Source organism: Sphingopyxis sp. EG6, assembly GCF_003609815.1.
Taxonomy (GTDB): Bacteria; Pseudomonadota; Alphaproteobacteria; order Sphingomonadales; family Sphingomonadaceae; genus Sphingopyxis.
In genome coordinates this window covers 2,646,609-2,659,575 of sequence record NZ_AP017603.1, presented here as the reverse complement: position 1 = coordinate 2,659,575, position 12,967 = coordinate 2,646,609, and the positions used below count along the sequence as shown (strand labels likewise).

Sequence of the window (12,967 nt, the reverse complement as noted above, 5' to 3'; positions counted from 1 at the left end):
TCTCCCGCTTTCGATTTGACTCGCTTGCTGGCTGCGATAACCCGCGAGACATAAACTGCAAGGGGGCGCGCATGCAGGGGAGGGACATAGGATGACGCAATTGGGCCATGATGTCGCGCGGCTGCTCGACGGACTCGGCGTCGATCGTGACGCATGGACCGGCGGGTCGATGGCATCGGTAACGCCGCTGACGGGCGAGCGGATCGGCATGGTGCAGGTCGCCGACGCGGCGCACACCGCGGCCGTGCTCGACACCGCCACCGCCGCCTTTCGTGCCTGGCGCCGTGTTCCCGCGCCGCGCCGCGGCGAACTGGTCCGGTTGCTCGGCGACGAGCTGCGCGCGGCGAAGGACGATCTCGCGCGGCTGGTGACGATCGAGGCGGGGAAGATCCCGTCCGAGAGCGCGGGTGAGGTGCAGGAGATGATCGACATCTGCGACTTTGCAGTCGGGCTGTCGCGTCAGCTTTATGGCCTGACGATCGCAACCGAGCGGCCGGCGCACCGGATGATGGAGGTCTGGCATCCGCTGGGTGTCGTCGGGGTGATTTCGGCGTTCAATTTCCCGGTCGCGGTGTGGGCGTGGAATGCGGCCCTCGCTTTGGTGTGCGGCAACAGCGTGGTGTGGAAGCCGTCGGAAAAGACGCCGCTGACCGCGCTGGCGGTGCAGGCGATCTTTGACCGCGCGGCGGCGCGCTTCGGCGATGCGCCGCACGGTCTGGCGCAACTGCTGATCGGCGGGCCCGAAGCGGGGGAGGCGCTGGTCGACGACCGGCGCGTCGCGCTCGTCTCCGCGACCGGGTCGACGCGGATGGGGCGCAGCGTGGCGCCGCGGCTCGCGGCGCGTTTCGCGCGTGCGATCCTCGAGCTCGGCGGCAATAATGGCGCGATCGTTGCGCCGTCGGCCGACCTCGACCTCGCGCTGCGCGGCGTGGCGTTTGGTGCGATGGGGACCGCGGGGCAGCGCTGTACGACAACGCGGCGCTTGTTCGTCCATGACAGCATTTACGACGATTTCGTGGCCCGGTTGAAGGCGGCCTATGCCAGCGTCGCGGTCGGCAATCCGCTGGAAAGCGCGGTGCTCGTCGGGCCACTCATCGACCGCGCGGGCTATGAGGCGATGCAAAGCGCGCTCGATGCCGCGCGCGCCGCGGGCGGGGTGGTTTTCGGTGGCGACCGCGTGGGCGGCGGCGACAGCTATTATGTGAAGCCGGCGCTCGTCGAAATGCCGGGGCAGGTCGGGCCGGTGCTCGACGAGACCTTTGCGCCGATCCTGTACGTCATGCGCTACTACGATCTCGACGCGGTGATCGAAGTGCACAATGATGTCGCAGCGGGGCTGTCGTCGGCGATCTTCACCACCGATGTGCGCGAGGCTGAGCGGTTTCTGGCGGCGAGCGACTGCGGCATCGCCAACGTCAACCTCGGGACAAGCGGCGCCGAGATCGGCGGGGCGTTCGGCGGCGAGAAGGAAACCGGCGGCGGGCGCGAGAGCGGATCGGACAGCTGGCGCCAATATATGCGGCGCGCGACGAATACGGTGAATTATTCGGACGCATTGCCGTTGGCACAGGGGGTGAGTTTCGAGATTTAGCGATCCGCCCCTCCCGCTTGCGGGGGGCAGCGAGTGTTACGAACTTATTCGCTACTCGCAGCGGGGTGGGTGAACGCGACGTCGCTGCCCACCCCTGACCCCTCCCGCAAGCGGGAGGGGAGAGGCCTACGCCCGCCAGCCGAAGCCATCATCGAGCGCCACGACCTGCCCCACAGTCCCCACCGGTTCCTGCTTCCCATCGGTCAGAAACGCCAGCATCGCCGCATCGCTCACATCGACATGCGCCAGCGTGCGCTGCCCCTCGGGTGTCCGCGCCACCACGACGCCCGCCTTCGGTGCCCCGTCGCGGCCGTAAAACACGGTGTAGCTTTCGATTGTCGCCGGTCCGGCATAGTCCTCGACCAGGTCGGGTACCGGGCCGCGCTTCGCTTCGGCTTCGGCCTGATAGTCGAAATCCTGTGGGAAGCTGGCGGCAGCAATCGGCTTGTTGCCGAGCACAATGCAATGATTGTCGGTCGCAAAGCCCCCGTTGGCGAAGAGGAAGCCATAACGGCCCTCGTGCCGCAGCTTTTCGACCATCGAGACCACCGCATGGCTCATATAATTGGCGATCGGACCGCCACCAAAGGTCAGCCCGCCGAACACCGTCGCGGGGCGGTCCCACGGCCAGCCGAGGATGCGCCGCGCCATCTTGGGGACGCACGGGAAGCAGCTGTAAAGCTCGACATGGTCGAAATCCTCGACCGTCATGCCGTTCAACGCGAGCGTGCGGGCGATCGAGGTTTCCATGCTGACGCTGCCGTCGTAGCGGTCGCGGTGGAGGATGCTCGCAGGTTCCTTCGCGGCGGCACCCATCCCGACGTAGATCAGCCGGTCCTCGGCGATGCCGCGGCGGCGCGCTTCGGCCAGGCTGGCGACGATGAAGCCGGCGCCCTGATTGACCGACGAATTGGCGACCATCAGCTTCGAATAGGGAAAGGCGATTGGGCGGTTGCGCTCGTCGATGCGTAGGATGTCTTCGGGTGCGGCAGGTTTGCGGATCCACGCCCCTTCGTTCGCCGCCGCGACCTCGGAGAAGCGCGACCAGATTTCGGCGCTTTCGAACTGCGCCTTCGCCAGACTTTCGCCCCACGCGGCGCGCGTAGCATTTTCGTACAACGGATAGACATCGACCGGCGCGGCGAGCCCGTGCTTCTGCGCATAGTTCGGCTCGCGGCGCGTCGCGACCTTGCGGATTGCGTTATAGCTTTTGTCTTCGCCGCTCGCGGCCTTGGCGGCGCGGCCCGCGGCGGTACGCAGCGCCTCGCCGCCGACGATGGCGGCGAGTTTGACCTCGCCCGCGCCGATGCGGTTCGCGGCCTCGTTGAGCAGGCGCACGGGGGTGTCGCCGTGCGGCGCAGCGGATTGATAGTTGATCGCGGGCGTAGCGCCGATCGCGGCGGCGAGCGGTTCGCAGAGCTTGCCGAGGTGGTGGAAGCTGATCTGATCGACGATCGCGAGGCTGTCGAGCTCGGCAAGCGGGATGCCCCCGTCCTCGGCGGCAAGTTTCAGCGCTGCAACCATCAGCCCGAGCGAATCCAGCCCGTCGTCGGGATCGTCAGGCCGGTCATTGAGCTGCCCGACCCCGATAATGACGGGGATGCGTTCGGGATCGGTCATCGCCATCACTAGCGTGCCTTCCATTCGGGCTTGCGCTTCTCGGCAAAGGCGCGCGGCCCTTCGCGTGCGTCTTCGCTGCGCATCAACGCGCTGCGTTCGATGGTGTTATGCTCCCAATAGGGCGCGTCGGCGGCGATCCGCCCCTCCTGGATCCCGAGCGCGACCCGCTTCGATGCCTGCACCGACAGGGGGGCGTTGCCGGCAATCTTTTCGGCAAGCGCAAGCGCGGTGGGCATCAGGTCTGCGAGCGGGACGACATGATTGACCAAGCCGAATTCGGCGGCGCGCGCGGCGGGGATCGGGTCGCCGGTGAGCATATATTCCATCGCCAGCTTGCGCGGGATTTGCTGCGCGAGGCGGAAGGCGCCGCCCGCTGCGGCGAACAGCCCGACCTTGACCTCGGGCAGGCCGAATTGCGCATGATCGGCGGCGATGATGATGTCGCTCATCAACGCGATTTCGCAGCCGCCGCCGAACGCGAAGCCGTTGACCGCGGCGATGATCGGTTTCGAGATCGGGTGCGACACCATGCCGGCAAAGCCCCACGCCTGCTGCGCGGGATCGTCGGGATAGAGGCTTTCGCCGCGCGACAAGGCGACGAGGTCGGCGCCGGCGCAAAAGCTTTTGTCGCCCGCGCCGGTGATGACAACGGCGCGGATTTCGGGGTCGCTTTCCGCGGTTTCGAGCGCGGTGCCGATGCCGACATGGACCGCGGCGTTGACCGCGTTGCGCGCCTCGGGCCGGTTGATCGTGACGGTCAATATGTGGCCGTGTCGTTCGGTAAGGATGGTGGTGTCGGTCATCGCGAATCTCTCCTTTTCGGGCGAGTATCGCGGCTGGTTGACGTTTACGTCAACTGTAAAGGGGGGAGAATCAATCGTTGCCCCCGCCTTCGCGGGGACAACGCAGATTGTCAGATCGACTGCCCGGTCTTGGCCCAATCGGCGAGGAAGCCTTCGATGCCCTTTTCGGTCAGGATATGCTTGAACAAACCGCGGATGACGGCGGGCGGCGCGGTCATCACGTCGGCGCCGATTTTGGCGGCTTCGAGGACATGGATCCCGTGGCGGACGCTGGCGACCAGGATTTCGGTCTCATAGCCGTAATTGTCATAGATCAGGCGGATGTCGGAGATCAGCTGCATGCCGTCGAAGCCATTGTCGTCGTGGCGGCCGACGAAGGGCGAGACGAAAGTCGCGCCGGCCTTGGCGGCGAGCAGCGCTTGTGCCGCCGAAAAGCAGAGGGTGACATTGACCATCGTACCGTCGCCGGTCAGCGCCTTGCAGGTTTTCAGCCCGTCGATCGTCAGCGGCACCTTGATGCAGACATTGCTCGCGATCTTGCGGAGGATTTCGGCCTCCTTCATCATCGTTTCATGGTCGAGCGCGACGACCTCGGCTGACACCGGCCCGGTGGTCAGTGCGCAGATTTCGCGGGTCACTTCCTTGAAATCGCGTCCCGACTTGGCGATCAGCGACGGGTTGGTGGTGACCCCATCGAGCAGGCCGGTCGCGGCCAGTTCCTGAATGTCGGCGATTTCGGCGGTGTCGGCGAAGAATTTCATGGGATGGGCTTTCTTAAAGGGGGCGATTCGATCGTTGCTGATCGCCCTAGAACACTGGCCGCGAAAACTGAACCGTCACTACCCTTCTTCGTCATGCCGGACTTGATCCGGCATCCATTTCGCCGGCGCCGCATGGACCCCGGATCGAGTCCGGGGTGACGAGAAGTAAAACCGCTGGCGTTCCATCTTTGTTCCGATTATGCGAACCGCATGGCCAAAGCGAAACGCCAATATGTCTGCCAGAATTGCGGCTGCGCCACCTATCGCTGGCAGGGGCAGTGCGCTGATTGCGGCGAGTGGAACACGCTCGTCGAGGAAGTGGGCGAAACGGTCTTTTCGGCCAAGCATGACCTCAGCAAAGGCGGGCGGACGATCGCGCTCGAAACGCTGAATGCCGAGAGCAAGATGCCCGAGCGGATGCTGTGCGGCATCGCCGAATTCGACCGCGCGCTGGGCGGCGGTTTCGTCGCTGGATCGGCGACGCTGATCGGCGGCGATCCGGGAATCGGCAAGTCGACATTGTTGCTCCAGGCGGCGGGGCGGCTGGCGCAGGCGGGCAAGTCGGTCGTTTATATCAGCGGCGAGGAAGCCGCGGCGCAGGTGCGACTGCGCGCGCAGCGGCTGGGGCTGGGCGATGCGCCGGTCGCGCTGGCCAGCGCGACCTCGGTGCGCGACATTCTCGCGACGCTCGACCGGCAGACCGCCGATTTCGTCGTGATCGATTCGATCCAGACGATGCACAGCGACCTGATCGACAGCGCGCCGGGCACGGTGAGCCAGGTGCGTGCGTCGGCGCAGGAGCTGATCCGCTACGCCAAGGATAGCGACGCCGCGATCGTGCTGGTCGGCCATGTCACCAAGGACGGGACGATCGCGGGGCCGCGCGTGCTCGAGCATATGGTCGATACGGTGCTGGCGTTCGAGGGCGAGCGCAGCCATCAATATCGCATCCTGCGCGCGGTGAAGAACCGCTTTGGCGGCACCGACGAGATCGGGGTGTTCGCGATGGGCGAGGAGGGGTTGGGCGAGGTCGCGAACCCGTCGAGCCTGTTCCTGACCGATCGCAGCCGCGACGTGCCGGGGTCGGTGGTGTTTCCGGCATTGGAGGGTACACGCCCGGTTCTGGTCGAGGTGCAGGCGCTGACCGTGCGGTTGGCGAGCGGCGCGACGCCGCGCCGCGCCGTCGTCGGCTGGGACAGCGGGCGGCTGGCGATGGTGCTCGCGGTGCTGGAGGCGCGCTGCGGCCTCGCGATGGGCGGTGCCGAAGTGTATCTCAACATCGCGGGCGGTTATCGCCTGACCGACCCCGCCGCCGACCTGGCGGTCGCGGCGGCACTGATCTCGGCCTTCAGCGAGCGACCCGTCCCTGCCGACGCCATCGTGTTCGGCGAATTGTCGCTGTCGGGTGAGGTGCGGCAGGTTTCGCACGATGGGCTGCGGCTGCGCGAAGCGGCAAAGCTCGGTTTTTCGCGCGCTTGGGGGCCAAAGGGGCTGAAGGCCGTCGGCGGAATAGCGGTGACCGGTTTCGACCGACTCGGCGAACTCGTTGACCTGATGCTCGGTCGCGACTAGCCACCCCTGAATGGCAAGTCTGACAGCTCTGGACATACTCGTACTGACGCTCGTCGGCGGCAGCGCGGTGCTCGGTTTTTCGCGCGGCCTGGTGCAGGAAGTGACATCGTTGCTTGCCTGGATTCTGGCGATCGCGGCGGTGCGGTTTTTCCATCCGGTCACGACCGATCTGCTCACCGGCTGGGTCGGTAGCGATGGCGGGGCCGCGATGCTGGCGTTCGTGCTGCTTTTCGGCGGCGTGTTCGCCTTTGCCAAATGGGGATCACGCGCGATGGGACAGCGCAGCCGCGCGTCGCTCGTCGGCGGTTTTGACCGCGGCCTCGGCGCCGGCTTCGGCGCGGTGAAGGGGCTGATGATCGCGGCGCTCGGCTTCATGGTGGTGACGCTGCTGTACGACATTGGCTATGGCAACGCGCAGCGCCCGGTGTGGATGACCGAAAGCCGCACCTATCCCGCGCTCAACGCGACGAGCGCGGCGCTGAGCAAGGTGATCGCCGAACGCCGCGCTGCGGCGCGCGAAGCCGAAGCGACCTCGTCATGAGCGCGCCGCTCTACAATCGCGACATTTTGGCGCTGGCGGTGGCGACCGCCGACCACCTTCCCAAACCCGATGCGGGGTATCACGCGACGGCGCGGGCGCCGCTGTGCGGGAGCCGCATCCTGCTCGACCTTGACGCCGACGACCATGGGCGGGTGACCGCCATCGGCATGCACGTCGAAGCCTGTGCGCTGGGACAGGCCGCCGCGACGCTGTTGGCACGCCACGTCAAGGGACGCAGCCGCGCCGAGATTCGCGCAGCACGCAATGCGATCGCGGGCTGGTTCGCGGGCAGCGGCAACGCGCCTGAATGGCCGGGCTTCGACATTCTCGCCCCGGCGCGTGACTATCCCGCGCGGCAGGGCGCGATCCTGCTGCCGTTCGACGCCGCGATATTGGCGCTCGAAAAACAAGGCGCGCGGGTATGAACCTGCTCGCGCTCAGCGCGGTGGCAACCGAAGTGGCGGCCGAAAGGGTTGTCGATACCGCGCTGATCGAGGGCGCAATCTTGCTGGGCGTTGCGACTTTGTTCGTGCTGCTTTTCCGTCGTTTGGGGCTGGGCGCAGTGCTCGGCTATCTGATCGCGGGTTCGCTGGTCGGCCCCTACGGCCTAGGCTTGGTCGGCGGCGGTGAATCGAAGCTTGCCTTTGCCGAAATCGGCATCGCCTTTCTGCTCTTTCTTGTCGGGCTCGAACTGCATCCGCGCCGCTTGTGGGATATGCGCCGCGCGATTTTCGGGCTGGGGCTGGCGCAGGTGGCCATCACCGGTGTAATCCTGTCTGGCCTGATTATGGTGACGCTGGGGTTCAGTTGGCAGGCGGCGCTGGCGCTCGGGCTGCCGCTGGCTTTGTCGTCGACCGCGCAGGTGCTGCCTAGCCTGAAAAGTTCGGGGCGGATCAATTCGCCCTTTGGCGAAAAGGCCTTTTCGATTCTGTTGTTCCAGGATCTCGCGATCGTGCCGATGATCACGATCATAGCGGTGCTGTCGCGCGCGCCCGCCGACCCTTCGGCGCCGCCGGGGTGGCAGATGGCGCTTTACACCGTCGTCGCCATCATCGTCCTCGTCGTAGTCGGACGCTTTGTCCTCAACCCGCTGCTGCGGATCATCGGCCGTTACGGTGAGCGAGAACTGTTCGTCGTCGTCGGGCTGCTCGTCGTGCTGGCCAGCGCCGCTTTCATGCACAGCATGCACCTGTCGACTGCGCTCGGCGCCTTTATCGCCGGGGTGATGCTTGCGGATTCGCCGTACCGGCACGAGATCGAGGCCGATATCGAACCTTTTCGCCTCGTGCTGCTCGGATTGTTTTTCCTCGCAGTCGGGATGGTGCTCGACCTCAATGTCATTCGCGACGATCCGCTGCGCGTCGTGGCGCTGGCCGCCGGGCTGGTCGCAGTGAAGGTCGCGGTGCTGACCGTCCTCGTCCGCCTGTTCGGCAAGCCGTGGAGGGTCGCGCTCGGGCTTGGCCTGCTGCTCAGCCAGGGCGGCGAATTCGGCTTTCTGCTGTTCACCCAGGCGACCGAAGCCCAGCTGATCGCCCCTGAGGCGGCGAGCCTGTTCAGTGCCGTCGTGACGCTGTCGATGATTTCGACCCCGTTCCTGATGCTGTTCGCGCGCAATCTGGAATTTGCCCCCGATAGCGTCGCGGCTGAGCTCGATGACCCCGAACATGCGCCGCGCGGATCCGCGATCGTCGTCGGTTACGGTCGGTTCGGCCAGATCGTGACGCAGATGCTGCACGCGGTCGATTGTTCGGTGACGCTGATCGACAAAAAGGCCAGCCAGATCGAGACGTCGGGGCGCTACAACACCAAGGTCTATTATGGCGATGGACTGCGCATCGACGTGCTGCGCCGCGCCGATGCCGATCAGGCGCGGCTGATCATTTTCTGCACCGACGACCGCAGTTTTGACGCGGCGGTGCTGGCGCCGATCGTCAAGGCGTTCCCGAATGCGAAGATCCTGACCCGCGTGTTCGACCGCCGCCAGCTGATGGCGATCGACGGCGCCGGGGTCGACGGTGCGGTGCGCGAAACCTTTGAAAGCTCGATCGCGCTGGGGCTGCTGGCGCTGCAGCAGATCGATGTCGGTGCCGACGAGATCGCCGACGTCGAACAGGCGCTGCGACACCTCGATGCGGAGCGTCTGCGCGCGCAGATGAGCGAAGGCGATCTGACGGCGGGGATGGATCACCGGTTCATCGCCGGCGGCGGACGGCAAGCGGCGAGCGTGCTGGAAACGCTGCGCGAACGGCGGAACGCCGCGAAGCTGGCGAAAGAGGCGAGCGATACGGCGGGTTAGGTTTCGTCGCTCGTGTGGTTTTCGCCCAACCCCCGTTTGTGCTGAGCTTGTCGAAGCACCGTTCTGCTCTCTTTCCGGCGTAAAGAAGAAAGAACGACCCTTCGACAAGCTCAGGGCAAACGGACCTTGGGGGGTGTGAAATCTAACCGTTCTGCCGGTCCAGAAACGCCGCCACCGCATCCAGTCCGTAGGCGTCGGTAACAAAGCTCTGCCCGATGCCGCGGCTCAGGATCAGCGGCAGTTTGCCGCCGCGCACTTTCTTGTCATGCGCCATATGGGCGGTCAGCGTCGCACCGGTGGCGTCAATCCCGGCGCTGGCGAGGTCATGCGGCAGCCCGACTGCGGCCAGGTGCGCTGCGACCCGTTCGGCGTCGGCGGCCGGACACAGGCCTTGCGCTGCCGAGAAACGATGCGCCAGCGCCATGCCCGCGGCGACGGCCTCACCGTGGAGTAGCCGGTCGGAATAGCCGGTCTCGGCTTCGAGCGCGTGGCCAAAGCTGTGGCCGAGGTTGAGCAAGGCGCGAATGTCCTGCGTCTCGCGCTCGTCGGCGGCGACGATACGGGCTTTTGCGGCGACACTGTGGGCGATCGCCTTGTGCCGCGCGGCACCGTCGCCTGCGAGCAGCGCGTCGCCGTTCACCTCGCACCAGGCAAAGAAATCCGCGTCGTCGATCAGGCCATATTTGACCACCTCGGCATAGCCTGCGGCGAGATCGCGGCGCGGCAGCGTGTCGAGCGTGGCGGGGTCGATCACGACCAGCGCGGGTTGATGAAAAGCGCCGATCATGTTCTTGCCTGCCGCAACATTGATCGCGGTCTTGCCGCCGACGCTGCTGTCAACCTGCGCCAACAGGGTGGTCGGGACTTGAATGAAGTGGCAGCCGCGTTTGACGATGCTGCACGCAAAGCCGACGAGATCGCCGATCACCCCGCCGCCGAGTGCTATGACATGGTCGCTGCGCTCGACACCTTCGCCGATCAGCCATTCGGTCAGCCGCGCGAGCCCCGCCCAGCTTTTGGTGGCTTCACCGGGGTCGAGGACGAAGGACGAAAAGGAGATATTCTCCATCGCCAGCGCGGTGCCGAGCGGTACAAGATAGTGGTCGGCGACATGGGTGTCGGTGACGATCATCGTCCGCGGGCGTTTGAGCAGCGGAGCAACATGCGCGCCGATCTCGCGGATCAGCCCGTCGCCGATCAGCACCGGATAGCTGCGCGCGCCAAGTTCTACGGTCAGCTGTTCCATTGCGGATCTTCCCACTTCGACAGGGCTTCCAAAATCGCGCGGACCGTCTGGTCGTGCGGCGTGCTCGCCGAACTGACGCGCAGATGCGCTTCGGCGTAGATGGGGTTGCGGACCGCGGCCAGCTCGCGCAGCACCTCGCCGGGGTCGCGGTTCTTGAGCAGAGGACGATGGCTGCGGCGACCGACGCGCTCGACCAGTGTCGGGATGTCGGCGTCGAGCCAGATGCAAAGGCTGTCCCGGAGGATCAGCGCGCGTGTTTCGGGGTTGACGAACGCGCCGCCGCCGGTTGCCAGCACCATCGGTTTTCCCGCCAGCATGCGCGCGATCACGCGCCGCTCGCCGTCGCGGAAATGCGCTTCGCCAAAGCGTTCGAAAATGTCAGCGATCGTCATGTCGGCGGCGCGTTCGATTTCGTCGTCGGCGTCGGCGAACCGCATCCCGAGCCGCCCCGCCAGACGGCGGCCGACGGTCGATTTTCCTGACCCCATCAACCCGACGAGCACAATCGAGCGCTCGCGAATTGCGGCGGGGATCGCGCTGGAGCTGTTTGGTACCGGGCTTTTCGGGTTTCGCGACATGGTGCGCGCGGCTATACCGCCCGCTACGCGCGGAACAACGGTTTTCGGCGATAGTGCAAGCCCGATCGCGCGGGCGTGAACGATAGAGGTGGACGTGGCCGACAAGATTGGCGAAAGCGCGGCGCAATGACGAAGAAATTGCTGACGCTGACCTTGGGCCTGTCGGGCTCCGCGCTCGCCGCCGCGCTGGTGTTGCCCGCGATCGCGCAGGAATCGCTGCTGCCCGAAGGCTTTGGTAACCCAGCCGACACCCCCGCGCCGCGCCCCACGCCAACGCCGTCGCAAACCCCCGCACCGACATCGACGCCGAAAAACGGCACTGCTCCGCCGCCGGTCACCCCGACCATCGGTTCGACCGACACCGCCGGGACGACCGATGACGCCGACGAAGACGATGTCGATGACGAAACGGTTGAGCCCGGCACGCTGAAATATGACCTGCCGCCGGGGGCGCGGCGGCTGCTCACCCGCATTGGGCCGCTGACGCCCGAAACCGGCGGGCTCGGTCCCGATGCGTTCGGGGTGCGCGGTCAATATGCCGCCGCGATCATGCGGCGGACGAGCGGCCAACTCGCGTCGCGCTGGGGCCAGATATTGCTGCGCCGTTCGCTCGTCTCGGCCATCGATACGCCCGCAACGATCAACGGCGCCGACCTTGCCGCCGACCGGGCTTCGTTGCTTTTGCGAATGGGCGAATCGATTGCGGCACGCTGGATCGTCCAGTCGGTCGATTACGACCGCGCGAGCCCGCGACTGGTCGCCGCCGCGCAGCAGACTTATCTGGCCAATGCCGATCCGGCGGGCCTGTGCGCCTATGTTCCCGCGGGACTGGCGCATGGCGACGAGCAGGCGTGGCGGCTGGCGTCGGCAATCTGTTCGGGCCTGTCGGGCGAGGCGGGGCCGGCGGGCTGGGCGATCGGTCGCGTGCGGTCGAGCGGCAGGATTTCCAATTTTGACATATTGCTTGCCGAGCGCGTGCTCGGCGCCACGGGCAGCGGACGCCGGTCGACAACGATCGAATGGGACAATGTCGATCGGTTGACCAGCTGGCGGTTCGGCATGGCGACGGCGACCGCGGTTCCCGTTCCCGAGGCGCTGCGCACTGCCGCGCCTGCGAATATGAAGGGCTGGACGGTGCTTGCGCCGATGACCGACATGGCGAGCCGCATCGCCGCTGCGCCCGAATCCGCTGCGCGCGGCGTCCTGTCGAGCGATGCCTATGTGTCGTTGCTGAGCGCTGCGGCGGGGGAAGAGGAGCCGTCCGAAGCGCTCGCGGCGCAAACCGACCAGCTCCGCGCGGCCTTCGGCTCGGCACGCCGCGCCGATCGTTATGCAGCGATGGAGGCGATCTGGGCCGCTGGCAGCACACCGGTGCAGCGCTACGCCGCAATGGTGTCGACCGCGCGCGCTGCCGCAGCGTTGCCGGTGAACACAGAAATCGGCGACGATCCGTGGCAGCTGTTGGGTTCAATGCTCGCGGGCGGCTATGACGCCAATGCGATCGCGTGGGTGCCGACAGTCACCGTGGGCAGCCGCGCCTGGGGCGTACTCGCGGTCGGATCTCCGCGGCCACTCAATGGCACGACGGCGGGAACGGTTGGACAATTTTCGGGCAATGACGACAGCGCCGACTATCTCCGGTCGAAATTCCTGCTCGCGGGGCTCGCAGGGCTTGGGCGGATCGATGCCGGTGCCGCGGCGTCGGCAGCGAGCGACCTCGAGGTCGATCTGGGTAAGCAGACGCGGTGGTCGCGCGCGATCATGGCGGCGGCCGAACGCCGCGAACCCGGCATGGTCGCCCTGCTCGCCGCAGCGGGGATGCAGGGCGAATGGTCGAAAGTCCCGCCCTATCATCTCTATTATATCGTCCGCGCGCTGCGCGAGGTCGGGCTGGCGTCCGAAGCGCGGATGATCGCCGCCGAAGCGCTGGTGCGTGTCTGAACCGGCCAGCGCGACCGG

General features: G+C 66.4%; 11 protein-coding genes. 6 read left to right on the top strand and 5 right to left on the bottom strand.

Annotated elements, in window-relative coordinates:
* Positions 1 to 91: 91 nt before the first annotated feature.
* Positions 92 to 1,591, top strand: coding sequence for an L-piperidine-6-carboxylate dehydrogenase (amaB, locus tag SPYCW_RS12865; RefSeq protein ID WP_120217095.1), 1,500 nt, complete (start codon positions 92 to 94; stop codon positions 1,589 to 1,591).
* Between the two features lie 126 nt (positions 1,592 to 1,717).
* Here amaB and SPYCW_RS12860 read toward each other — a convergent pair whose 3' ends face one another.
* The 3 genes from SPYCW_RS12860 to fsa all read right to left on the bottom strand — a co-directional run bounded on the left by SPYCW_RS12860 (position 1,718) and on the right by fsa (position 4,775).
* Positions 1,718 to 3,217 carry an acetyl-CoA acetyltransferase gene (locus SPYCW_RS12860; protein WP_232014708.1) on the bottom strand — a complete coding sequence of 500 codons (1,500 nt, stop codon included), beginning with the start codon at positions 3,215 to 3,217 and terminating at the stop codon, positions 1,718 to 1,720.
* Between the two features lie 2 nt (positions 3,218 to 3,219).
* Positions 3,220 to 4,014, bottom strand: coding sequence for an enoyl-CoA hydratase-related protein (locus SPYCW_RS12855; protein WP_120217094.1), 795 nt, complete (start codon positions 4,012 to 4,014; stop codon positions 3,220 to 3,222).
* A gap of 110 nt (positions 4,015 to 4,124) precedes the next feature.
* Positions 4,125 to 4,775, bottom strand: a complete 651-nt coding sequence (gene fsa / locus SPYCW_RS12850; RefSeq protein ID WP_120217093.1) for a fructose-6-phosphate aldolase — start codon at positions 4,773 to 4,775, stop codon at positions 4,125 to 4,127.
* Positions 4,776 to 4,985: 210 nt separating this feature from the next.
* On the opposite strand from fsa, the gene radA reads away from it, so the two are divergent.
* Genes radA through SPYCW_RS12830 form a run of 4 tightly spaced genes read left to right on the top strand, consistent with a single transcriptional unit; the run spans position 4,986 to position 9,184 of the window.
* The gene (gene radA / locus SPYCW_RS12845) at positions 4,986 to 6,347 is read left to right on the top strand and encodes a DNA repair protein RadA (protein WP_120217092.1); all 1,362 of its coding nucleotides are present in this window, start codon (positions 4,986 to 4,988) and stop codon (positions 6,345 to 6,347) included.
* 10 nt (positions 6,348 to 6,357) lie between these two features.
* A complete protein-coding gene (locus SPYCW_RS12840) occupies positions 6,358 to 6,888 on the top strand; it encodes a CvpA family protein (protein ID WP_120217091.1) in 531 nt (176 codons plus the stop codon).
* Complete coding sequence (locus tag SPYCW_RS12835) at positions 6,885 to 7,313, top strand: iron-sulfur cluster assembly scaffold protein (RefSeq protein WP_120217090.1); 429 nt, start codon at positions 6,885 to 6,887, stop codon at positions 7,311 to 7,313. The genes SPYCW_RS12840 and SPYCW_RS12835 overlap by 4 nt, the downstream gene beginning before the upstream one ends.
* On the top strand, positions 7,310 to 9,184 hold the full coding sequence (locus SPYCW_RS12830) for a monovalent cation:proton antiporter-2 (CPA2) family protein (RefSeq protein WP_120217089.1): 1,875 nt from the start codon (positions 7,310 to 7,312) through the stop codon (positions 9,182 to 9,184). Before SPYCW_RS12835 ends, SPYCW_RS12830 begins: the two co-directional genes overlap by 4 nt.
* A gap of 142 nt (positions 9,185 to 9,326) precedes the next feature.
* On the opposite strand, the gene aroB is transcribed toward SPYCW_RS12830, so the two are convergent.
* Together aroB and SPYCW_RS12820 are read right to left on the bottom strand one after the other, a co-directional pair.
* A complete protein-coding gene (gene aroB, locus SPYCW_RS12825) occupies positions 9,327 to 10,430 on the bottom strand; it encodes a 3-dehydroquinate synthase (protein ID WP_120217088.1) in 1,104 nt (367 codons plus the stop codon).
* Positions 10,418 to 11,008, bottom strand: a complete 591-nt coding sequence (locus tag SPYCW_RS12820) for a shikimate kinase (RefSeq protein ID WP_120217087.1) — start codon at positions 11,006 to 11,008, stop codon at positions 10,418 to 10,420. The genes aroB and SPYCW_RS12820 overlap by 13 nt, the downstream gene beginning before the upstream one ends.
* A 126-nt stretch (positions 11,009 to 11,134) precedes the next feature.
* Here SPYCW_RS12820 and SPYCW_RS12815 point away from each other — a divergent pair, with 126 nt between their 5' ends.
* Positions 11,135 to 12,949, top strand: a complete 1,815-nt coding sequence (locus SPYCW_RS12815; protein WP_120217086.1) for a hypothetical protein — start codon at positions 11,135 to 11,137, stop codon at positions 12,947 to 12,949.
* Positions 12,950 to 12,967: the final 18 nt, after the last annotated feature.